A 21,483-nucleotide genomic window follows, 5' to 3' on the forward strand; every position below is an offset into this window, starting at 1 on the left:
CAGTGCTCCGCGTAGCCGTCCTCGTGCCGGGCTGGTGGGTCCGGAGCCGGAACGTGTAGTTGATGCGGAACATCTAGTCGTCCGCTGCCGACCGGACCTCCTCGCCGTTGGCGGGGTCCCCGTCGGTCGCGCTGGGGAGGTCCTCGGCGGTGGCCACGCCGACGCCCGCGACGGCTCCCGGGGTGAGCATCGCCACCGTCAGCAGCACGGGCCCGTTCCCTGCGTCCATCGTTCGGACGGGTGACTGACCGTCGTGAAAGGGTTGCCGTTGTCATCTGCGGCCGTTTTCTCGATCGCGACTCCTCGCGGTGTCGGTCGGGAGCGCCGCTGGTTGGTGGACGCGGTTGCCGACCACCGCTACCGATGGGTGGGCGCTGTGCTACTCCCCGTCGTCGATCTCGACGTCGTCGAGGGAGTCGCTGACCGCCTCCAAGTCGTCCTCGACCTCCGCCTGTAGCTCCTCGAAGCGGTCCTGGACCTCCTGGAGCCGGTCGAGGCGCTGTTCGAACTGGTCCTGGAGCCGGTCGAGCTGGTCCTCGAACCGGGCCCGGAGCTCCTCGCCCTGATCCTCGTACTCCGTCTCCAACTGCTCCAGACGGTCGACGACGTCCTCGAAGGTCTCGACGGTGGCCGCCTCGAGTTCCTCGTTGGCGTCGATGAGGAAGTCCAGCTGTTCGTCGAGCGCCTCGAGGAACTCCTCGCTCAGCGGGCGGATCTCGGAGGCGTCGGGGTCGTAGCGCTCGGACAGCGACTCGAACAGCTCGCCCTGCTGGTCGACGATGTCGTCGAACCCGCCGTCGACGGCATCGCGGACGTCCTGGACGGCGTCCCCGGAGCCGTCGACGTTCTCCTCGACGGCGTCGAGCAGGCTGTCGATGGACTCACGGCTGAACTCCAGGGTCTGCTTCTGGGCCTCCTCCTGGGTCTCCAGCCCACCCAGCACGAGGTCGTTGAAGTTCTGCCGCGTCTCCGCGGTCTGCTCGATGGCCCGCTGGCCGAGCTTCAGCGTGTTGCGCTGTAGTTCGAAGGCTGTACCGACGGCCGTGCTCTCGTCTTCGTCGCTCATGATGATGGGCTCCGTCGCGACGGCAGGCCGTGGGTCGGCCGTCGCGGCGTATACCCCTGGATGCGACGGGTGGGGAGTTAACCTTTGCGAAGAATACCATCCAGTACCACAGGATGTCACCGAGAACCCTGAAAAGGTGACGGGCCGTCCGCCCGCCGCCGGGTGGCCCGGTCGCGCCGTCGACGATTCGAGCCGGGAAGCCGGGGCAGGCGCCGTGAACGGCCACTCCCATCGCTGGGTCCCCTGAATACGCGGTAACCATGGTATTAAGTTAGTCCAGTGGGAACCCGGCGCCAACCCGGTGGGGGATTCGATCCCCGAGCCCGGCGACCGCCGGGCGGCTCCGGCGCGCCGGCCGTCGGGCTGCCCGACCACGGTACTGACCGAGAGATATGCTCCCACAACCTCCTTTCGACCCGAGTCTCCTGCTCATCCCACTCATCTCCGGGGCCATCGGCTACGTCACCAACTGGTTCGGCATCAAGATGCTGTTCTACCCCATCGACCACCTCGGCTTCCGGGTCCCCGGCCTGAAGGAACTCGTCGTGAAGCTCCCGAACCGTATCCAGCAGATCCCCGGCCTCCTCCGCGGTCGGGTCGGCTGGCAGGGTATCATCCCAGCCCGCGCGGACAAGATGGCGAGCATCTCCGTCGACACGGGCATCTCGAAGCTCGCCAGCCAGCGCGAGTTCTACGAGACGTTCGACCCGGACCGCATCGCCCAGCATGTCCTCGCGAGCGCGGGCGACGAGGTCCACGAACTCGTCGACGAGGTCATCCGCGAGGAGCACCCGGACCTGTGGGTGAACATGCCGCGGCCGGTGTACGACCTCGTCCACCGGCGGGTCGACGCGCGGCTCCCGGACATCATCGACACGGTCACCGACGAGATCGGCGAGAACATCGACGAGCTACTCGACGTGAAGACGATGGTCATCCGGAACATGAGGGAGAACCCGGAGCTCATCAACCGGCTGTTCTTCGAGGCCGGCGACAAGGAGCTGCGGTTCGTCATCAACTCCGGCTTCCTCATCGGCGGGTTCCTCGGCTTCTTCACCATCCCGCTCTACCTCGCCATCGACGCCTGGTGGGTGCTGCCGGTGGTCGGTGCGACGGTCGGCTACGTCACCAACTGGATCGCGCTGAAGGCCATCTTCAACCCCATCGAGAAGCGGACGCTCGGCCCGCTCGAACTACAGGGGCTGTTCATCCAGCGACAGCCGGAGGTCGCCCGGGCCTACGGGCGCGAGGTGGCACAGAATACCATCACGCTGGAGAACGTGGCGGAGGACATGCTCCACGGCCGCAAGTCCGACCGGACACGGCGGATGCTCCGCGACGTGCTCAGCCCGGAGGTGGACCGGGCGATGGGGGTCGTGGGACCGGCCGTCCGCGTCGCGACCGGGACCGACGAGTACGACTCGATGCGCGCCCGGATGGCGGCGGAGGCCGCCGAGCTCTCCATCGAACCGATGCAGGACCCCGAGTTCAACAGGGCCCGCTCGGAGGCTATCGAGGACCTCATCGCGCGGCGGCTGGCGGCGATGCCGCCCGACCAGTACGTGGAGACGCTCCGGACCGCCTTCGAGGAGGACGAGTGGATGCTCATCGGCCTGGGTGCGGTGCTCGGGTTCGTCGCGGGCTGGATCCAGCTGCTGGTGGTGACCGCCGTATGACCGCCCGCGACCCCGAGGATACCGACGCCGGTCCCGACGAGGGGCCGACGGCTGGTCCCGTGGAGGCGGAGACCGGAGCCGATACCGACGGGCCGGCTGACCCCGGTGACGGGATGACGTCGCCGAGCGAGGGCGACGCGGACGTCGACGAAGACGGGACGGAGCCGTCCCCGCAGGGCTCCGACGGTGACGGCCACAGGGACCCGCTGGACGTGACCGAGGCCGACCTCGACACCTCCGAGGTCGACGACGAGGACATAGACCGGCTCGTCGAGCTGCTCGACGAGGCCCGGGACGACCCCGATGCAGTCGGGGGGCGCGACTTCGAGGACATGCTGACGGTGTTCGACGACGCCGGCATCGACACGAACGACCTCGGGGCCGAGGACCTGGAGGAGCGGTTCGACGAGTCGCTGAAGGTGGCCCGGATCCTGGTGACCGCCGCCGCCAACACCGGCGAGTACGCCGGCCTCGCGAGCATCCGGGCGGGCAGCCGGATGGCCGAGGCCGCGTTCACCTCCGAATCCCCCCGCGACCTGCTGGAGGAGACCACGGACATCGCCCGGGACGAGCTGGACCGCCTCGGCCTGCCGTTCGGCAGCCCCGGCCGGGACGGTGACGCCCCGACACGTCGTGAGCGAGGGGCGGACCGGGAGGAGAACGGGCCGATCACCATCGCGGATCTAGAGCGCCACGGGGCCCGGCTGCTGGAGCTGTCGGCGGACGTCGACCACGAGGAACCGTTCCACCCGGCCTACGTCCGCGTCGTCGAACAGCTGTCGGCCGACGAGGCCCGCATCCTCCGCCTGCTCGCTACCGAGGGGCCACAGCCCGCGCTGGACGTGCGGGACCGGGGGTTCCTCCCGCTCGGTCGGGGAACGCTGGCCGCCGGCGACCTGACCATGCTCGACACGGACGCCGGGCTCAGGTACGGCGAGCGCGCGGACGTCTACCTCGACAATCTGGAGCGGCTCGGGCTGGTCCGCGTGAGCAACGACAGCCTCCGGGCGCTGGAGGAGTACCGCGTCCTCCAGGCACAGCCCGACGTGGAGCAGGTCATGGAGCGCACGCGGCGGCCGAAGACGGAGCGCCGGAGCGTCCGGCTCACGTCGATGGGCATCGATTTCTGCCGGACGGTGTTTCCGTTCGAACTCGCCGAGGAACACTACGGCGACGGGGCGTGACGCCGCGGCTTCCGTCCACGGGAAGGTTTACGTTGTAAGGCCCGGACAGAACGGTCGTATGACCGAGCCCGTACTGTACGACGTCGAGGACGGCGTCGCGACGGTGACGCTGAATCGTCCGGACAACCGCAACGCCCTCACGGCGGAGATGTCGAACGCCATCATCGACGCTGTCGACCGCGCGGAGGCCGATGACGAGGTCCGCTGCCTGGTCATCACCGGGCGCGAGGGGACCTTCTGCGCCGGCGGGGACGTCAACTCCATGATGGAGATGATGTCCGGGGCCGCCGAACTACACGAGGCCGTCGAGCGCATCCAGCACAACACCCATCGCGCGGTCATGCGGGTCGCGCAGTTCCACCTGCCGACGGTCGCGAAGGTCGACGGCGTGGCGTACGGTGCCGGTGCCAACCTCGCCATCGCGGCCGACGTGCCGGTGGCGAGCACGGACGCCTCCATCAGCTTCGGCTTCCGGCAGGTCGGCCTCGCGGTCGACTCGGGGACCTCCTACCTGCTGCCCCGTATCGTCGGCGAGAACAAGGCAAAGGAGCTGGTGTTCACCGGCGAGATGCTCTCGGCCGAGGAGGCCGGCGACGAGGGCATCTTCAACCACGTCTACGACGCTGACGCGTTCGACGAGCAGGCCGACGACCTCGTCGAGACCATCGCGACCGGGCCGACGATCGCACTGCGCACCTCGAAGCAGGCCATCAGTCAGGGCCTCAACATGTCGCTGAAGGAGGCGCTGGACAACGAGGCCGCGCTCCAGGCACAGGTGTTCGCCACCGCCGACCACGAGGAGGGCGCGACCGCGTTCATGGAGGGGCGCGCGCCCGACTTCCAGGGCGAGTAGGGCCGCGAGGCGGCGCCACCGTGCTATCATCACTCGTTAACAACGGGTGAAGGGCAGGGAACTCTTTTTAACACCGGAAACCGAAGGATGCGCTATGTCGTTCACCACGACCGGCGAACACGAGGCGATCCGGAAGGCGGTTCGGGAGTTCGGCGAGGAGGAGCTGAAGCCCGTCGCCCGCGAGCACGACGAGACAGGGGAGTACCCCGAGGACCTGCGCCGCAAGGCCGCGGAGCTGGACTTCGTCGCGCCGCACGTCCCCGAGGAGTACGGCGGCGCGGGGATGGATATGATCGCGCGAATCGTCGTCACCGAGGAGCTGTGGCGTGCCGACCCGGGTCTGGGGAGCGCCATCGGTTCGGCCGGCTTCGGCTCCTCGATGCTCCTGAAGTACGGCGACGAGTGGATGAAGGAGGAGTGGCTCACCCGCATCACCGCCGGGGAGTCCGCCTCCTGTTCCTGCATCTCCGAGCCCGCGCACGGCTCGAACGTCGCCGGGATGGAGACGACCGCCGAGAAGGACGGGGACGAGTGGGTCATCGACGGCAACAAGATGTGGATCACGAACGGCACCGTCGCCGACGTCGCCGTCGTGATGGCCAAGACCTCGCCCAGCGAGGGCCACAAGGGAATCACCGCGTTCCTCGTCCCCACCGACCGCGACGGCTGGCAGCCGACCAAGATCGACAACAAGCTCGGCATCCGCGCGTCGGACCTCGCGGAGATCGTCATCGACGACGTGCGGGTCCCCGAGCGGAACGTCATCGGCGAGGTTGACGCGGGCTTCTACCAGCTGATGGACTTCTTCGCCTCCGGTCGGACCGGCGTCGCCGCGCAGGCGGTGGGCGCCGCACAGGGCGCGTTCGACGCCGCGCTGGAGTACGCCGGCGAGCGCGAGCAGTTCGACCAGAAGATCGGCGAGTTCCAGGCCATCCGCCACAAACTCGCGGAGATGGCGACCGACATCGAGGCCGCGCGCTCGCTCACCTACCGTGCGGGCGCCAACGTCGAGGAGGGCAACCCCGACCGGGCCGCCAAGTTCGCGGCGATGGCGAAGCTGTTCGCCTCCGAGCACGCCGTCGAGGTCGCCGACGAGGCGCTGCAGGTGTTCGGCGGTGCGGGCTACGTCACCGACCACCCCGCCGAGCGCTACTACCGCGACGCCCGCATCACGAAGATCTACGAGGGCACCAGCGAGATCCAGAAGAACATCATCGCGGACCGGCTGCTGTAACCCGCCCGGAACCCGACCCCGCTCGCCGTTCGTTCGACCACCACCCTCTCTCAGCTACCGCCGGCGAGCGACGGCCGTCGTCGACCCGCCCGACGGTCGGCTCCGGACTCGACCTCGAAACGCCAGATGCGTGTGGCTCGGACTCACCCTTAGTCACCCCGCCCGTCGCGGGACGGTGTATAATTATCACCAAAGAAAGCGTGGGATATGAATACGGTAGGGTGAAGACTAAGGTCACTCGGCGTGCATGGCGGGTATGGAAACCCGGAAGGTGCAGCGGCTGGGCCCCTCGACGCTGGCGATGACGCTGCCCGCGGAGTGGGCCAAGGCACAGGACGTGGAGAAGGGCGACGAGGTCTCGCTGCGGATGGGCTCGAAGGGGACGCTGACGGTGATGCCGGAGTCCCTCCAGCAGGAGGAGTCCGAGGCCGTCATCCACGCCGGCGAGCTCGACGCCGAGGCCGTCGAGCGGGCCATCCTCGCGCAGTACGTGCTCGGCCGTCGCGTCATCCACGTGGAGGTCGAGACGGGCGGCACGCTGGGGTCGGCGACCATCAACGCCGTCTACAACGCCGAGACGCAGCTGATGGGGCTGGGCGTCATCGAGGAGACCCCCGAGCGCATCGCCATCCGCTGCTCGGTCGACCCGGAGGATTTCACGCTCGACAACCTGCTCACGCGGCTGGAGTCGACCGGCAGCACGATGCGCAACGAGGGCATCAAGGCGCTCGCCCACGGCAACCCGGATCTCGCCCAGCGGGCCCTCAACCGGGAACGACAGGCCAACAAGATCTTCGTCCTCCTGCTCCGGCTCATCTTCACCTCCTACCAGAACCCCAACCTCGCCCGCGCGGTCGGCCTCGACGGCGGGTTCCCGCTCATCGGCTACCGCTCCATCGCGAAGAACCTGGAGCTGACCGCCGACAACGCGGAGGACATCGCCGAGATCGTCCTCGAGACGGAGGGTCACTCCCTGGAGGTCGACCAGGCCACGATGCGGCGCATCCGCGACTTCACCGACGACGTCGACGAGATCACCGAGAAGGGGGTCCAGGCCGCCGTCCAGCGGGACTACGACATCGCCATCGAGGTCCGGGAGCTGTTCCAGCAGATCGAGGACCGCGAGCGGGAGATCCTCGACGACCTGGAGGAGATGCCCAACGAGGACCTCCTCCAGGTCCGCGAGGTGCTGGTCTCGCTCGGCCAGACCGCCCAGTACGCCGTCCGGAACGCCGAGATCGCGACCAACCTCGCGCTCAACGAGGATTCGGAGTTCGTCAGTATCGCGTAGTTCTCCGGCTTTATCGGTCGAATACGCGACCAGGCCGAGCCGTTCAGTGTTTCTCTCGGATATTTCCTCGCTCCCCATCCCGGCGGTTGCGCCCGGACGGGCGTAAACGGCAAGCCGGCGGCCGGACACGTCCGCGTATGCGCGACCTCGACGACACCGACCGGGAGATCCTGCGGCTCCTGCTTGCGGACGGTCGGCGGCCGTACGCCGACATCGCCGAGCGCGTCGACCTCTCGCCACCGGCGGTCTCCGACCGCGTCGAGCGGCTACAGGACCTCGGCGTCATCGAGCGGTTCACCGTCGATATCGACGGGTCGACGCTCCGGGACGGCGTGCAGGTCCTGGTCACGCTCCGACCCGACGGCCACCGAGTGGGTGACGTTCGCGAGACGCTCGCGGGCCTCGACGGCGTTGAGCACGTCTTCGAGACCGCGGACGGGCGACTGCTGGCCTCGATGGCGGCCCCCGATGGCGAGGTCCGGGGGCGTCTCGCCGGGGCGCTAGATATGGCGGCCGTCCGGGAGTTCTCCGTCGACCTCCTCGCGGGGGCGGAGTGGACGCCGGCGCTCGGCGACGCCACCATCGGCATCGACTGCGTGGAGTGTGGCAACACGGTCACCGAGGAGGGGGTGCTCGCCGAGGTGGGCGGCGAGCGACGGGCGTTCTGCTGTGCGTCCTGCGAGGCGGCGTTCCGGGAGCGGTACGAGGAACTGGAACGGGGTGCGTGACCCTCTCGGCTTCGTGTTCCGAAGCCGAACCCTCTCGGAACTTCGGTTTCGAACGGGAAAGGGGGATGAACGGTCGGGACGTACGTGGAGGTGAGGTGACCATTCGTGTCCGAACCACGCCGTGAACGGATCGCCATCGGCGGGATGAGCTGTGCGAACTGCTCGGCGACCGTCGAGGAGGCCGTCGGCCAGATGGACGGCGTCGAGTCGGTCGACGTGAACTACGCGACCGACGAGGGGTCCGTGACGTACGACCCGGACGTCGTCTCGCTGGCTGCCGTCTTCGAGGCGGTCGAGGGGGCGGGCTACGAGCCCGTCACGGAGTCGACGACGGTCCCGGTCACGGACATGACGTGCGCGAACTGCTCGGAGACCGTCGCCGACGCGCTCCGGGCGGTCCCGGGCGTCCTCGAGGCGAGCGCCAACTTCGCCGCCGACGAGGCGCGGGCGACGTACAGCCCCGAGACGGCGTCGCTCGCGGACCTCTACGGCGCCGTCGAGTCGGTCGGCTACACGCCCGTCCGCGACGACCAGGGTGACGGGGAACCCGACGAGGCGCGCCGCGACGCCGCCCGGGCGGCCGACGTCCGCCATCAGCGGAACCGCACCCTGCTGGGCGCGGTGCTCTCGCTCCCGCTGCTCGGGTTCATGACCGTCGAACTGCTCGCACCCGGGACGCTCCCGGAGACGGTTCCCGGAACGGCGCTGCCGTTCGGCTGGGTCGCGTTCGCGTTCGCGACGCCCGTCCAGGTGCTGTTGGGGCGGCCGTTCTACGGGAACGCGGTGCAGGCGCTGCGCAACGGCCGCGCCAACATGGACGTGCTCATCGCGCTCGGGGCCAGCACCGCGTACGGCTACAGCATCGTGACGCTGCTGGACCTGCTCGCCGGCGGGCTCTACTTCGACACCGCCGCGTTCATCCTGACGTTCATCACGCTCGGCAACTACCTCGAGGCCCGGTCGAAGGGACAGGCCGGCGACGCCATTCGCGAACTCCTCGAGTTGGAGGCCGACACCGCCACGCGACTCGTCGAGCGCGACGACGGGACCGTCGAGGAGGAGGTCGCCATCGACGAGGTCGCCGTCGGTGACCGGCTGAAGATCCGCCCGGGTGAGAAGGTCCCGACCGACGCCCGTGTCGTGGACGGCGCTTCGGCGGTCGATGAGTCGATGGTGACCGGCGAGTCCGTCCCCGTCGAGAAGCGGCCCGGCGACGAGGTGGTCGGGGGGACGGTCAACGAGAACGGCGTCCTCACCGTCGAGGCGACGAAGGTCGGCGAGGAGACGGCGGTCCGGCGGATCGTGGAGACGGTCCGCGAGGCCCAGTCCCGCCAGCCCGATGTCCAGCGGGTGGCCGACCGCATCTCGGCGTACTTCGTCCCCGCGGTCATCGCGAACGCCGTCCTCTGGGCGGGGCTCTGGGCCCTGTTCCCCGAAACTCTCGGGGGCATCGTCCGCGCGCTCCCACTGTGGGGGCTCGTCGCCGGCGGCCCGGCCGTCCTCGGCGGGTCCGTCTCGCTCCTGGAGTTCGCCACCGTGGTGTTCGCGAGCGCCGTCCTCATCGCCTGCCCCTGTGCGCTCGGGCTGGCGACGCCCGCCGCGACGATGGTCGGGACGGCCATCGGCGCCCGCAACGGCGTCCTGTTCCGTGGTGGCGATATCCTCGAGCGCGTGCGGGACGCCGAGGCGGTCGTCTTCGACAAGACCGGGACGCTCACCGCGGGCGAGATGACCCTGACCGACGTGGTGGCGCTTGCCCCCGCCGACGGGGGCGTGGCCCCGGACGGTGGGACGCTCGATGCCCCCTACGGACCCGTAGAAGCGCCCGATAAGGCTGCCGTCCTCCGGTACGCCGCGGCCGCCGAGACGGCCAGTGAGCACCCGCTCGCCGAGGCGGTCGTCGAGGGGGCCCGCGAGCGGGGGCTGGACCTCCCCGACGCCGACGCGTTCGAGAACGTCCCCGGCAAGGGCGTTCGGGCGACCGTCGAGGGCCGCGAGGTGCTCGTCGGGAACCGGGCGCTACTGGGTGAGTCCGGAGTCGACCCCACGCCCGCCGCCGACGCCATGGAGCGCATAGAGTCCGAGGGCAAGACCGCGATGCTCGTCTCCGTCGACGGCCGGGTCGTCGGCGTCGTCGCGGATGCGGACACGGTCAAGCCGTCCGCCCGCGAGGCCGTCGCGGCGCTCCGCGAGCGCGGGACGACGGTCCACATGCTCACCGGCGACAACGAGCGGACCGCCCGCGCGGTCGCCGGGCAGGTCGGTATCGACCCCGACAACGTCCGGGCCGGCGTCCTCCCCGAGGAGAAGGCCGACGCCATCGAGGACCTGCAGGCTGACGGCACGCGCGCGCTGATGGTCGGTGACGGCGTCAACGACGCCCCCGCGCTGGCGACGGCGTTCGTCGGCATCGCCATCGGCAGCGGGACCGACGTGGCCATCGAGGCCGCGGACGTGACGCTGATGCGGTCGGACCCGGCGGACGTGCTGAAGGCCGTCCGCATCAGTGAGGGCACCCTCGCCAAGGTCCGGCAGAACCTGTTCTGGGCGCTGGGCTACAATACGGCGATGATCCCGCTGGCGTCGCTCGGTCTGCTCCAGCCGGTCCTCGCGGCCGGTGCGATGGCGCTGTCCTCGGTGTCCGTCCTGGCGAACACGCTGCTGTTCCGGCGGTACGCGCCGACCGAGGACTATCGCCTCCTCGGCGGGTGGCGATAGCCGGACGAGGCGCGTCCATCATCGGGGGAGCGGCGCGAGTCCGGCGGACACACGCGCCCGACCACGACTACCGGCTATTCGGGCCATTCCGACCCTGTGGCGCCCCGCAATCGAATCGGCTCTCGGCCGCTGACCGGCGGGGCGTTCCGGGAACCCGTGGACTTCGACGTGCCCCGTCACGCGACCCGGTCCAGCCGACGCTCACCGGTTGAGCGACCTGCTCATCCCGTGAGTTCATTCCGCTGGGACCCGACTACTGGAACAGGGGGGTGGGAGCACCCGCTTCGCCGCGGGGTTCGGCCGATTCGACCCGACGGCGACGCCGTTTGATACTGCCCGTGAAGACGGCCGTCACGCCGAGGCGCCGTGTTGACGGACGTGGTCGTCCGTGCCGTGCCAGCCCGTGCCGCGCAACCCATTTCCGGGAATCGCCCCTCCATCCGATAATGCGTTCCCTCCATCTCCACCGCGGGTGGTCGCGTCCGTGAGCCGGCTCGCCGTTCCACCCCACTACCGGGACGCGGCACTGTTCGTCCTACTAGCCGCGCTGTTCGGTGGTTCGTTCGCAGCCATCAAGACGGGTCTCGCGGCCTTGCCACCGCTGTTCTTCGCCGCGCTCCGGTTCGACGTGGCCGCCGTCGCTCTGCTCGCCTACGTCGCCGTGACGCGCGACCGGGAGACGTGGCTACCCCACACGCGTGGTGATTATCTCGGTATCGCCGTCGCCGCGGCACTGCTCATCGCGGCGAACAACGCCCTGCTGTTCCTCGGCCAGGGCTCGACCACGACCGCCGCGGCGTCGGTGATGTACGGGCTGAACCCCATCCTCGCACCGCTGTTCGCCTGGTGGCTCCTGAAGCAGCGACTCGCGCCGCTTGGCGCCCTCGGCATCGCCGTCGCGCTCGGCGGTGTGGTCATCATCGTCCAGCCGTCGCCGGAATCGCTGGCCGGCGGGAGCGCGCTCGGACAGCTGCTGGTCCTCGGTGCCGCCGCGGCCGTCGCCCTCGGCAGCGTCGGGCTCCAGTGGGTCGAACCCCGGATGGACAGCGTCCCGCTGACCACGTGGGCGATGGCCGGCGGGGCCGTCCTGCTGCATCTGACCAGCCTCGGCGCGGGCGAAGCCGTCCCGCCACTCGTCTCGCTGGCGCCCGCCGCCGTCCTGAGCGTGCTCGCCGTCGCCATCCCCTCGACGGCCATCGCCTACCCCATCTACTTCGGCCTCATCGGGCGTGTCGGCCCTGTCCGCGCCAACCTCGTCGCCTACGCGGTCCCCGTGTTCGCGACGCTGCTCGGGTGGCTGCTGCTCGGCGAGGTGCTCTCGCCATGGACCGCCGTCGGCTTCCTCGTCGTCGTCGCCGGCTTCGCGCTGGTCGAGCGCGCGGTCATTCGGGAGGAGTGGCTCCGCCTCCGCCGCCGCTTCGCCGCGAGTGAGGCGGACCGGCCGACGGCGGACCCGCCCTGCGACGACTGACCGCGGTTCAGGACCGGTTCGTCGACGAACGGGGCGACGGGCGGGGATGCCGCCCTGCATGAGGACGCCGACACCGAGCCGGTCCGCCTCGCCGGATGCGCCTCCGAGAGGGTCGACGGGCCGAGTCCTGCGACAGCGACCGGGTCGACTTCCGGTTCGAGGGGCAGTCGGGGTCCCCCGTCTCAGCGGCCGTCCCCTGGTTGATCCCCGACTTACCGGTTCCGGCCGAGTTCGTCGTGGCTGGTTACCCAGTCCGACGCGGAGATGGCCGACGCCAACGACAGCTCGCCGGCGAGCACCACGGCGGCGGCGATCTCGGCGAACTTCTCGACGTTGCCGGGGCCGTCACAGCCCAGCATCGACAGGCATTCGCTCTGGGTGGGCAGGCCCGTCCCGCCGCCGTAGGTCGCGACGATGAGCGACGGGATCGTCACGGAGACGTGCAGCGAGTTGTCGTCGAGCAGCGTGGTGTTCACCATCGCCGCCGAGGACTCGGCCACGTTGGCCTCGTCCTGACCGCAGGCGATGAACAGCGAGGCGAGCCCGTTGGCCGGATGAGCACCGTTCGTGTTCGCCCCCGAGAAGAACGAGCCAAGCGTCGCCACCTGTGCGTGGTGGTGGATGGCCTCGGGCTCGGCGCCGAGGTGGTGGAGAATCGTCTGCTCCGAGAGGGTGGTCTCCGCGGTGACGCGCTTCCCGCGGGTCTGGAGGTCGTTGATCTTGGAGGCCTTCTTGTCCGTCGCGAAGTTGCCCTCCAGGTAGAAGTTCTCGACGTAGCCGGGGTACTCCGAGAGGACCCAGTTACACGCGGCGAACGTAGCCTTCCCGACCATGTTCTGCCCGGCGGCGTCCCCGGTCGTGTAGTCGAACCGGAGATGGACGTGGTTGTTCGTGACGTAGTCCTCGATACGCACGAGTTGGGCGACAGACGACGTGGCCTCGGCCTTCTCACGGATGGTGTCCATGTGCTCGAAGACCCAGTCACGGAAGTCCCGTGCGTTGCGGGCGTCCTCGAAGACGAACACCGGCGCACGGTTCATGTTGTCGTCGACGACGGTCGTCTTCGCGCCGCCGCTGAGATTGATGGCCTTCATCCCGCGGGAGTACGACGCCACGAGCGTTCCCTCCGTCGTCGCCAGCGGAACGGGGTACTCCCCGTCGGCGTGCTCGCCGTTGACCTGCACGGGGCCGGCGAGGCCGAGCGGCATCTGGGCGACACCGATGAAGTTCTCGACGTTCCCCTCGGTCACGTCGGCGTCGAAGGAGTTCCGCGGCACGTGCTCCAGCTCGACGCCGGTCTCCGCCGCTATGTACTCGTGGCGGGCGGCGATGGCGGACTCGGAGTAGTTGTCCTCGTCGTCGCGGGGGATGCCGCCGACCGCCTCCTCGTCGCGGATGCTGTCGGTGACCTCCAGGGTGAGCTCGCCGAACGGGTCGGCGATGAAGTCGATCTCGATCTCGTGCTCGCCCGCGCGCAGGTCGATACCTTCGACGACGATGACGACGGTCCGGCCGACGGGGAAGTTGATGGGCCGGCCCTCGTCGATCTCGTCGAGGGTGTACTCGTGCTCGTCGGCGGCAACGACCCGGACGTCCTCGAGGTCGACCCGTTGTCGGTCGACCACGACCCGGGAGACGCCGGTGACCTTCGCGTCCTGAAGCCGGTTCTTGATCTCGAACTCGGCCCCCCGGTCGGCGTTCTTCAGGCTCCCGTAGGTGTAGAGCCGCTGGAGGATGCGGTCCGGGATGTCCAGCGAGAACCGGCCACCGGAACCGACCAGGTTCGCGTAGAGCCGCTTCAACACGCCGCTGTCTGGGGTCGGGATGACCATCTACCGTCCCGCAATCCGGGGCTTCCTAATTAAACCTCGTGTCCCTCCCGACGATTCGGCCGCGCTGGGGCCAAAGCTCCCCGTCTAGCCGGTTCTACCCGGTCAGATATCAACGCCACAGCCGGCTCCGGGCCGCCTCGACCGCCTTCCGGACGCGCCGGCGGATGGAGGGGTCCGCGCCCGGAGTTGTGTGGACGTTCTGTAGCGACAGTGTCCCCCGGACGAAGGGGCGGACCGGGAAGACGCCGAGCTGGCGGTACTCGATATCGACCACCGCGAAGGCGTCGTGGTCACTGAACAGGTCGCCCGTGCGCCGCGTGAGTCGACAGCCCGCCGCGATGCGGCTCCAGAGCGGGGCGAGCAGGCGCTGGGGTATCCGTCGCCAGCCGTCCTCGGCGACGTGCTCGAGGAAGCGGAACTCGCCGCCGGGCCGGAGCACCCGCGCCACCTCGTCGAGCGCCGCCCCCGGGTCGGGGATGGTGCAGAACACCATCGACGCCACCACCACGTCGAAGGAGTCCTCGGCGAAGGGGAGCGACTCGGCCGTCGCGTCACTCACCATCACGTCGAGGTCGCGGTCGCGGGCCGCCGCCACGGCCTGCTCGCGCATGTGTGGGTCCGGCTCCAGGATGGTCACCCTCGCCGCACCTGACCGGACCGGCTCCTCGTAGTAGGGCAGCATCGCCCCGGTTCCGGCGCCCAGGTCGAGCACGTCCCCCTGCAGGTCGCGCGCGAGGTACTCGCGATGGGGCGGGAACAGTTCGGCCTCCGAACGCCGCATCACCGGGTCGTACAGCCGCGCGAACCAGGGATGGGCCGGGCCCTCCGGCCCGTGGTCGCCGGCCTCGGTCTCCCCACCTACCACCCCATCCTCGGCGGTCTCCTCTCCCGTGGTGGCGGTTCCCATAGCGGGATGTAACGGGGTCCCCGGTTTATTCCTCGGGGTTCGTTCGACGGGCGTCAGCCGCCGGTCGTGCGGCGGGGTCCGTGAACTCTGAGCGCGCCGACGGCCCGGACCGCAAACGACAGGGGCCGTCCGGTCCCGGGGGTGGGTATGACCGAGAGTCCCGAGGCCGTCCAGTCCATCGTCGACGACCTGCACGCTGAGGCCGAGCGCGACCGCCCCGCCGCGGACACCCCCGAGGTCGGCATCGTGATGGGGTCGGACTCGGACCTGGACACGATGTACGGGGCCTACGAGGCGCTGACCGAACTCGGGTTCGCCGAGGTGACCGACCGTGAGGACCCGCTCGAGGCCCGGTACACCTTCGAGACGTACGTGGTGAGCGCCCACCGGACGCCGGACCTGATGTACGCGTACGCCGAGACCGCCGAGGCCCGCGGCATAGACGTCATCATCGCGGGCGCCGGCGGGAAGAGCGCCGACCTCCCGAACATGACCGCAAGCATCGCCTACCCGCTCCCGGTGGTCGGGGTGCCGGTCCAGGAGAAGTCCGTGAACAGTGTGCTCGGGATGCCGACGGGCGCGCCCATCGTCGCCGTCGACGCGGGGAAGTCGTTCAACGCGGCGCTGTCGGCGGTCCAGATGCTGGCCCGAGAGCATGACCAACTACGACAGCGACTGGTCGACTACCACGGATCGCTCCAGGCCGGAGTGGGCGAGGTCTCGCGCGACCTCCACGGGACGGGGACGGCAGCGTTCCGGGCCGAACGGGAGTGAGCCGCCGGTTCGGCCGGTCGACCCGCGCTACCGGCGGGAACCCGGACGTCGGAATCGGTCGCTGCGGGCCGTAATTCGGGCGAAGGCGGCGTTATCAACTCTTATGTACGGGGCTTCCTAAGCGACTGTTGATAGTCGTGAGTAATCCATGGATCGCTATCGGGGCGCTTGCGGTTGTGGGGGTGGCGATCCCCCTGACGATGATCGCCGCGTCAGCCCTCATCCGCCCGAGCGTGCCCGAGCAGGGAAAGCGAGCCGTCTACGAGTCCGGCGAGGTTCCGACGGGCAACACGCGCATCCGGTTCAACATCCAGTACTACATGGTGGCGCTGCTGTTCGTCGTCTTCGACATCGAGACCGTCCTCATCTTCCCGTGGACGGTCATCTACCGGGACGCCGTGACCCAGTTCGGCCTGGCGCGGGCTCTCCTGCCCATGCTGGGGTTCATCGGCGTACTGGTCGTCGGTCTCGCGTGGGCGTGGCGTAACGGCGCCGTCCGCTGGGTCAGGAGCGAGCACGTCCCCGGTCAAACCGCAGATTAACACATGAGTTCAGAGAACGCACCACAGACCGAATCGACACAGGAGGCACGGATGGGAGAGGGCGTCGACAGCCGCTTCAACTCGAAGCTGCGCGAGGCCTTCGGTTCCACCCCGTTCATCCTCACCAAGTTCGACAAGTTCATGAACTGGGTCCGGGGGTCCTCCATGTTCATGCTGCAGTTCGGCATCGCCTGCTGCAGCATCGAGATGATGCACACGTACGCGGTCAAGCACGACCTCGACCGCTTCGGGGCCGGCGTTCCCCGTGCCTCGCCGCGGCAGGCCGACGTCATCATCGTCCCGGGGACCATCGTCTCGAAGTTCGCCCCGCGGATGAAGCGGGTCTACGACCAGATGCCCGAGCCCAAGTTCGTCGTCGGCATGGGTTCATGTACTATCAGTGGCGGCCCGTTCCAGGAGGGGTACAACGTCATCAAGGGCGCCGAGGAGGTCATCCCGGTCGACATCCACGTCCCGGGCTGTCCGCCCCGCCCCGAGGCGCTGGTCTACGGCGTCGCCAAGCTCCAGGAGCGCATCGCCAACGGCGAGAGCGCCCCCGTCACGGTCAAGCCGTACGAACTGGAGCAGTTCGGCGACCTCGATCAGGACGAGCTCGTCCAGCACCTCGCCGACGAGATCGACGAGGAGGACCTCGTCATGCGGTACAACTGGGCTGATTCGCCATGAGCCTCGAAGACCCCACCAAACCGGAGAGCGAGGCCGTCGTGGGCGAGACCGAGGACGGGCTCGACTACGACGCGCTGGAGGCACTGCTCGGCGACCTCGCCATCGGCCGCGAGACGCACCTCAATGCCGAGGCGTTCGTCGTCCGCCCCGACGAGGTCGACGCCGCGCTGACGACGCTACGCGACGAGGCCGGGTTCGACCACTGCTCCTGTGTCACCGCCCAGGAGTACGACGACCGCTACGAGTCCATCTACCACCTCCGGAAGTACGCTGACCCCACCCAGGAGGTCGGCGTCGTCGTCCCGACCAGCCGCGACAACCCGGTCAGCCAGTCCGGCAACAACGCCTACCGCACCGCCGACTGGCACGAACGGGAGGCGTACGACCTCGTCGGCATCGAGTACGAGGACCACCCGGACCTGAAGCGCATCCTGCTGCCCGACACCTGGCAGGGCCACCCGCTCCGGAGCGACTACGACCAGGAACAGCCCCAGGTCGTCGCGCTGCGCGAGCACGCCAACCCGCTGCAGGAGGACCACCGCGGCGGCGAGGACTCGGATACGATGTTCCTCAACATCGGCCCGCACCACCCCGCCACCCACGGCGTCCTCCACCTGAAGACCGTCCTCGACGGGGAGACCGTCGCCGACGTCGAGTCCGACATCGGCTACCTCCACCGCTGCGAGGAGCAGATCTGCCAGCAGGGCACCTACCGCCACCAGATCATGCCGTACCCCGACCGCTGGGACTACATCTCAGCCGGCATCCTCAACGAGTGGGCGTACGCCCGCACGGCGGAGGACCTGGCGGACCTGGAGGTCCCCGAGTACGCGCAGGTCATCCGGACGATGTCCGCCGAGATGTGCCGTATCGCGAGCCACATGCTCGCCGTCGCCACGTTCGCGCTTGACGTCTACGGCGACTTCACGGCCATCTTCATGTACGCGATGCAGGACCGCGAGGACATGCAGAACCTGCTGGAGGACCTCACCGGCCAGCGGCTCATGTTCAACTACCTCCGGCTGGGCGGGGTCGCCTGGGACCTGCCCGAACCCCGCGAGGAGTTCTTCGAGAAGACCCGCGACCTGCTGGATGACCTCCCGGAGCGCCTGGAGGAGTACCACAACCTCATCACCTCGAACGAGATCTTCCAGATGCGGTGTGTCGACACCGGCGTCCTGGAACCGGACGTGGCGAAATCCTACGGCGCTACCGGTCCCGTCGCCCGTGGCTCCGGCATCGACTACGATCTCCGGCGTGACGACCCGTACGGCTACTACGACGAGCTCGACTGGGACGTCGTCACCGAGGAGGGCTGTGACAACTACGCGCGCGTCCTCGTCCGGCTCCAGGAGGTCGAGGAGTCCGCGAAGATCATCTCGCAGTGCGTCGACCTGCTGGAGGACTGGCCCGAGGAGGAGCGGACCATCCAGTCCAACGTGCCCCGCACCCTGAAGCCCGAGCCCGACAAGGAGGTCTACCGCTCCGTCGAGGCGGCGAAGGGTGAGCTGGGCATCTACATCCGCTCGGACGGCACGGACACGCCGGGTCGGTTCAAGATCCGGTCGCCGTGCTTCTCGAACCTCCAGACGCTGCCGGAGATGTCCCAGGGCGAGTACATCCCCGACCTCATCGCGTCGCTGGGGTCGCTGGACATCGTCCTTGGGGAGGTGGACCGTTGAACGCGGTCGCTCTCCAGAGCGGCACGCCGCTTCCGGACGCCATCCGGAGCCTGCTCGGGATGCCCGATGGGCCGGCGTTCGAGTTCCTCGCTGCCCTCATCGCCTCGTCCGTCATCGCGGCGGCCCTGCTGGGTCTCGTCGCGGTGTCGGGCATCTGGGGGAAGCGGAAGATCACTGCCGCGTTCACCGACCGCATCGCGGTCAACCGGCACGGGCCGTTCGGCCTGCTCATCATCGTGGCCGACGCCGTTCGGCTCCTGTCGAAGGAGCTCATCGTCCCCGAGGGCGTCGACCGCCCCGCGTGGGACATCGCGCCCATCGTGATGGCCGGCTCCGCGCTGCTCGGGTTCGCCGTCATCCCGATGGGGAACGGCCTCCACATCGCCGACCCGGAGGTCGGCCTGGCCTACGTGTTCGCGGTCGCCTCCATCGCCAGCGTCGGGCTGGTGATGGCCGGCTACTCCTCGAACAACAAGTACTCGCTGCTCGGCGGCCTGCGCGCGGTCGCGCAGAACCTGGCCTACGAGATCCCGCTCATCCTCACCGCGGCGTCGGTGGTCATCTTCGCCGGCACGCTCCGGATGAGCGGCATCGTCGAGGCCCAGGCGACGACCCTGTTCAGCGTCGCCGGCATCGGCATCCCGTCCTGGTACGCCTTCGTCAACCCGTTCGCGTTCGTGCTGTTCATGGCCGCGAACCTGGCGGAGGTCGGCCGGAACCCGTTCGACATCCCGGAGGCGCCGACGGAGATCGTGGGCGGGTGGCAGACGGAGTACTCCTCCGTGTACTTCGTGCTCTGCTACCTCTCGGAGTTCATCCACATCTTCCTCGGCGGCGCCATCATCGCCACCATCTTCCTCGGCGGCCCGGCCGGCCCGGTCCTCCCGGGCGTGGTCTGGTTCGTCATCAAGATGGGGGCGGTCTACCTGTTCACCCAGTGGGCCCGGTCGGCGGTCCCTCGGGTGCGTATCGACCAGTTGATCGAGATCGGCTGGAAGGGTATGCTGGTCCTCTCGATCGCGAACCTCGTCCTCACGGCCGTTATCGTGGGAATCACCGTCTGATATGATCGGCGTCCTCAAATCCATGGCGACGACGATGAAGCACGCGCTCGACGGCGAGACGTACACCGTCGAGTACCCCGAAGAAACACCCGAAGTGTCGCCGCGGTTCCGCGGCGTTCACAAGTTCTCGCAGGAGCGGTGCATCTGGTGCCGCCAGTGCGAGAACGTCTGTCCGAACGACACCATCCAGATCGTCACGGACGAGCAGCGCAACGGCGAGCAGTACAACCTCCACATCGGGCAGTGCATCTACTGCCGGCTCTGCGAGGAGGTCTGCCCCGTCGACGCCATCCTGCTCACCCAGAACTTCGAGTTCACCGGCGACACGAAGGACGACCTGGCCTACTCGATGGAGGAGCTGAAGAACGTCCCCTGGTACAAGGACATCGACCCGCTCGCCTCCCGGGAGCCGGACCGCGGCGGCTGGATCGGCGAGGGCGAGGGCGAAGTGGACTACCAGTAGCGGCCGTATCCGCCGCCGACCCGCTCGCGACGGGAGTCGAACGCACGGCGCCCTTCGCCGGCGGTGGTCCGTCGCTGTCACACGGGGCGTCGGGCTGTGGAACCGGCGGCCCGCGCTCGTTCCCGTTCGTGGGCCCTTGTTTTCACCCGTCGGAGCCACCGAGCCCTGGCCCGAGTCGCCACCCTGACGACCCGCGAACTACGGCCGGGGTACGCGCTCCGAGTCCCGGTACGGTCGAAACCGGTAGGTCCGGCGCTCTCACCGCTGCTTCCGCTATGGACACGGTCGCCGACGGACCGGGCGGGAACCGCATCCAGCGGCGAGGTCGACGGGGTACTCGTTCGGAGAGCCGTCACGGTTCCCGCGGCGTAATCCGGCGACTCTCCTACAGACGTAAAAACACTGTCTCCGCTTCGTCAACTAGAACCTATTTGTATTGCGGATACGTCATAGAAACTGTATGCAGATACCCGACCTGACAACGGCGGCCGTACCGCTCCAGTCGCAGGGCGATGCACTCGCGGCTGTGCAGGGCGACGCGCTGTTGAGTTCCTCCATCTGGGCCAACATCGCCCTGGCAGGGGTCTCCATCCTGGTGTTCCTGTATATGGGCCGGAACGTGACATCCGCGCGGGCGAAGGTCATCTGGGGCGCGACCCTGATGATCCCGCTCGTCTCGATCTCGAGCTATCTGGGGCTAGCCTCCGGGTTGACGATCGGCTTCATCGAGATGCCGTCTGGACACGCCCTGGGGGGCCAGGAGGTCCTCAGCCAGTGGGGACGCTACCTGACGTGGGCGCTGTCCACGCCGATGATTCTGCTCGCGCTTGGCTATCTGGCCGACGTCGACCGCGGGAGCCTGTTCACCGTCATCGCCGCCGACGTGGCGATGTGCGTGACGGGGCTCGCGGCGGCACTCATCACCTCCGGCGTGCTCTACCGCTGGGGTTTCTACGTCATCAGCTGTGCGTTCTTCGCGGTCGTCATAGGCGCACTGCTGATCGAGTGGCCCGCGTCCGCCGCACAGGCCGGGACTAGTGAGATATTCACCACGCTTCGGGCGCTGACTATCGTGCTGTGGCTCGGCTACCCCATCGTCTGGGCGGTCGGCATCGAGGGGCTGGCCCTGATCCAGTCACCGGGCGTCACCTCGTGGGCCTACTCCGCACTCGATATATTCGCCAAGTACATCTTCTCCTTCCTGCTGCTGCGCTGGGTCGCCGCAAACGAGGGGACCGTGGCCGGTGGCGGCGCCGGCGCCGGCATGGGTGCGACCCCGGCCGACGACTGAGTCGCCGACGCGGTTCTCCG

19 protein-coding genes are annotated in these 21,483 nt (G+C 68.8%); 15 read left to right on the forward strand and 4 right to left on the reverse strand.

What is annotated here, in order from left to right; all coding sequences use genetic code 11:
* Positions 1–73: 73 nt before the first annotated feature.
* Both DP107_RS19980 and DP107_RS09010 read right to left on the reverse strand, forming a co-directional pair.
* Positions 74–229, reverse strand: a complete 156-nt coding sequence (locus tag DP107_RS19980) for a hypothetical protein (protein ID WP_185977241.1) — start codon at positions 227–229, stop codon at positions 74–76.
* 150 nt (positions 230–379) lie between these two features.
* On the reverse strand, positions 380–1,066 hold the full coding sequence (locus DP107_RS09010; protein WP_144261827.1) for a hypothetical protein: 687 nt from the start codon (positions 1,064–1,066) through the stop codon (positions 380–382).
* Between the two features lie 392 nt (positions 1,067–1,458).
* Here DP107_RS09010 and DP107_RS09015 point away from each other — a divergent pair, with 392 nt between their 5' ends.
* The 8 genes from DP107_RS09015 (at position 1,459) to DP107_RS09050 (ending at position 12,221) form a co-directional block, all read left to right on the forward strand.
* Positions 1,459–2,742 (forward strand): DUF445 domain-containing protein, encoded by a 1,284-nt coding sequence (locus DP107_RS09015; RefSeq protein ID WP_144261828.1) that lies wholly within the window; start codon positions 1,459–1,461, stop codon positions 2,740–2,742.
* A complete protein-coding gene (locus tag DP107_RS09020; RefSeq protein WP_144261829.1) occupies positions 2,739–3,926 on the forward strand; it encodes an Abi-alpha family protein in 1,188 nt (395 codons plus the stop codon). Before DP107_RS09015 ends, DP107_RS09020 begins: the two co-directional genes overlap by 4 nt.
* 58 nt (positions 3,927–3,984) lie before the next feature.
* A complete protein-coding gene (locus DP107_RS09025; RefSeq protein ID WP_144261830.1) occupies positions 3,985–4,779 on the forward strand; it encodes an enoyl-CoA hydratase/isomerase family protein in 795 nt (264 codons plus the stop codon).
* Positions 4,780–4,873: 94 nt separating this feature from the next.
* Entirely contained in the window at positions 4,874–6,013 is a 1,140-nt protein-coding gene (locus DP107_RS09030) for an acyl-CoA dehydrogenase family protein (RefSeq protein WP_144261831.1), read from the forward strand.
* 256 nt (positions 6,014–6,269) lie between these two features.
* Entirely contained in the window at positions 6,270–7,304 is a 1,035-nt protein-coding gene (locus DP107_RS09035; RefSeq protein WP_144261832.1) for a phosphate signaling complex PhoU family protein, read from the forward strand.
* Positions 7,305–7,441: 137 nt separating this feature from the next.
* Positions 7,442–8,032: an AsnC family transcriptional regulator gene (locus tag DP107_RS09040; protein ID WP_144261833.1), complete on the forward strand. Its 591-nt coding sequence runs from the start codon at positions 7,442–7,444 to the stop codon at positions 8,030–8,032.
* A 105-nt stretch (positions 8,033–8,137) separates the two neighbouring features.
* Positions 8,138–10,750 carry a heavy metal translocating P-type ATPase gene (locus DP107_RS09045; protein ID WP_202877370.1) on the forward strand — a complete coding sequence of 871 codons (2,613 nt, stop codon included), beginning with the start codon at positions 8,138–8,140 and terminating at the stop codon, positions 10,748–10,750.
* A 484-nt stretch (positions 10,751–11,234) separates the two neighbouring features.
* Positions 11,235–12,221 (forward strand): DMT family transporter, encoded by a 987-nt coding sequence (locus DP107_RS09050; RefSeq protein WP_238330837.1) that lies wholly within the window; start codon positions 11,235–11,237, stop codon positions 12,219–12,221.
* Between the two features lie 212 nt (positions 12,222–12,433).
* On the opposite strand, the gene DP107_RS09055 is transcribed toward DP107_RS09050, so the two are convergent.
* Both DP107_RS09055 and DP107_RS09060 read right to left on the reverse strand, forming a co-directional pair.
* Positions 12,434–14,053 (reverse strand): hydroxymethylglutaryl-CoA reductase, encoded by a 1,620-nt coding sequence (locus DP107_RS09055; protein ID WP_202877371.1) that lies wholly within the window; start codon positions 14,051–14,053, stop codon positions 12,434–12,436.
* A gap of 109 nt (positions 14,054–14,162) precedes the next feature.
* The gene (locus tag DP107_RS09060; RefSeq protein ID WP_144261835.1) at positions 14,163–14,960 is read right to left on the reverse strand and encodes a class I SAM-dependent methyltransferase; all 798 of its coding nucleotides are present in this window, start codon (positions 14,958–14,960) and stop codon (positions 14,163–14,165) included.
* A 147-nt stretch (positions 14,961–15,107) separates the two neighbouring features.
* On the opposite strand from DP107_RS09060, the gene purE reads away from it, so the two are divergent.
* The 7 genes from purE (at position 15,108) to DP107_RS09095 (ending at position 21,463) form a co-directional block, all read left to right on the forward strand.
* The gene (purE, locus tag DP107_RS09065; RefSeq protein WP_144261836.1) at positions 15,108–15,734 is read left to right on the forward strand and encodes a 5-(carboxyamino)imidazole ribonucleotide mutase; all 627 of its coding nucleotides are present in this window, start codon (positions 15,108–15,110) and stop codon (positions 15,732–15,734) included.
* A 137-nt stretch (positions 15,735–15,871) separates the two neighbouring features.
* Positions 15,872–16,276, forward strand: coding sequence for an NADH-quinone oxidoreductase subunit A (locus DP107_RS09070; RefSeq protein WP_144261837.1), 405 nt, complete (start codon positions 15,872–15,874; stop codon positions 16,274–16,276).
* Between the two features lie 51 nt (positions 16,277–16,327).
* Complete coding sequence (locus DP107_RS09075; RefSeq protein ID WP_394348536.1) at positions 16,328–16,963, forward strand: NADH-quinone oxidoreductase subunit B; 636 nt, start codon at positions 16,328–16,330, stop codon at positions 16,961–16,963.
* Positions 16,960–18,645: an NADH-quinone oxidoreductase subunit D gene (locus DP107_RS09080; RefSeq protein WP_144261839.1), complete on the forward strand. Its 1,686-nt coding sequence runs from the start codon at positions 16,960–16,962 to the stop codon at positions 18,643–18,645. Before DP107_RS09075 ends, DP107_RS09080 begins: the two co-directional genes overlap by 4 nt.
* A gap of 59 nt (positions 18,646–18,704) precedes the next feature.
* Positions 18,705–19,709 carry a complex I subunit 1/NuoH family protein gene (locus DP107_RS09085; RefSeq protein WP_144261892.1) on the forward strand — a complete coding sequence of 335 codons (1,005 nt, stop codon included), beginning with the start codon at positions 18,705–18,707 and terminating at the stop codon, positions 19,707–19,709.
* A 1-nt stretch (position 19,710) separates the two neighbouring features.
* Entirely contained in the window at positions 19,711–20,172 is a 462-nt protein-coding gene (locus DP107_RS09090; protein ID WP_144261840.1) for a NuoI/complex I 23 kDa subunit family protein, read from the forward strand.
* 460 nt (positions 20,173–20,632) lie between these two features.
* Entirely contained in the window at positions 20,633–21,463 is an 831-nt protein-coding gene (locus DP107_RS09095; protein WP_144261841.1) for a bacteriorhodopsin, read from the forward strand.
* Positions 21,464–21,483 lie beyond the last annotated feature (20 nt).

This window comes from Haloglomus irregulare (assembly GCF_007421925.1).
Classification (GTDB): domain Archaea; phylum Halobacteriota; class Halobacteria; order Halobacteriales; family Haloarculaceae; genus Haloglomus; species Haloglomus irregulare.

Excerpts from the sequence above, each read along its gene's own strand:
- DP107_RS09015 (WP_144261828.1), top strand. The coding sequence starts at position 1,459 with ATGCTCCCACAACCTCCTTTCGACCCGAGTCTCCTGCTCATCCCACTC.
- DP107_RS09040 (WP_144261833.1), top strand. The coding sequence starts at position 7,442 with ATGCGCGACCTCGACGACACCGACCGGGAGATCCTGCGGCTCCTGCTT.
- DP107_RS09075 (WP_394348536.1), top strand. The coding sequence starts at position 16,328 with ATGGGAGAGGGCGTCGACAGCCGCTTCAACTCGAAGCTGCGCGAGGCC.
- DP107_RS09095 (WP_144261841.1), top strand. The coding sequence starts at position 20,633 with ATGCAGATACCCGACCTGACAACGGCGGCCGTACCGCTCCAGTCGCAG.
- DP107_RS09025 (WP_144261830.1), top strand. The coding sequence starts at position 3,985 with ATGACCGAGCCCGTACTGTACGACGTCGAGGACGGCGTCGCGACGGTG.
- DP107_RS09060 (WP_144261835.1), bottom strand. The coding sequence starts at position 14,960 with ATGGGAACCGCCACCACGGGAGAGGAGACCGCCGAGGATGGGGTGGTA.
- DP107_RS09055 (WP_202877371.1), bottom strand. The coding sequence starts at position 14,053 with ATGGTCATCCCGACCCCAGACAGCGGCGTGTTGAAGCGGCTCTACGCG.
- DP107_RS09010 (WP_144261827.1), bottom strand. The coding sequence starts at position 1,066 with ATGAGCGACGAAGACGAGAGCACGGCCGTCGGTACAGCCTTCGAACTA.
- DP107_RS09020 (WP_144261829.1), top strand. The coding sequence starts at position 2,739 with ATGACCGCCCGCGACCCCGAGGATACCGACGCCGGTCCCGACGAGGGG.
- DP107_RS19980 (WP_185977241.1), bottom strand. The coding sequence starts at position 229 with ATGGACGCAGGGAACGGGCCCGTGCTGCTGACGGTGGCGATGCTCACC.
- DP107_RS09035 (WP_144261832.1), top strand. The coding sequence starts at position 6,270 with ATGGAAACCCGGAAGGTGCAGCGGCTGGGCCCCTCGACGCTGGCGATG.
- DP107_RS09030 (WP_144261831.1), top strand. The coding sequence starts at position 4,874 with ATGTCGTTCACCACGACCGGCGAACACGAGGCGATCCGGAAGGCGGTT.
- DP107_RS09085 (WP_144261892.1), top strand. The coding sequence starts at position 18,705 with ATGCCCGATGGGCCGGCGTTCGAGTTCCTCGCTGCCCTCATCGCCTCG.
- DP107_RS09090 (WP_144261840.1), top strand. The coding sequence starts at position 19,711 with ATGATCGGCGTCCTCAAATCCATGGCGACGACGATGAAGCACGCGCTC.
- DP107_RS09080 (WP_144261839.1), top strand. The coding sequence starts at position 16,960 with ATGAGCCTCGAAGACCCCACCAAACCGGAGAGCGAGGCCGTCGTGGGC.
- purE (WP_144261836.1), top strand. The coding sequence starts at position 15,108 with ATGACCGAGAGTCCCGAGGCCGTCCAGTCCATCGTCGACGACCTGCAC.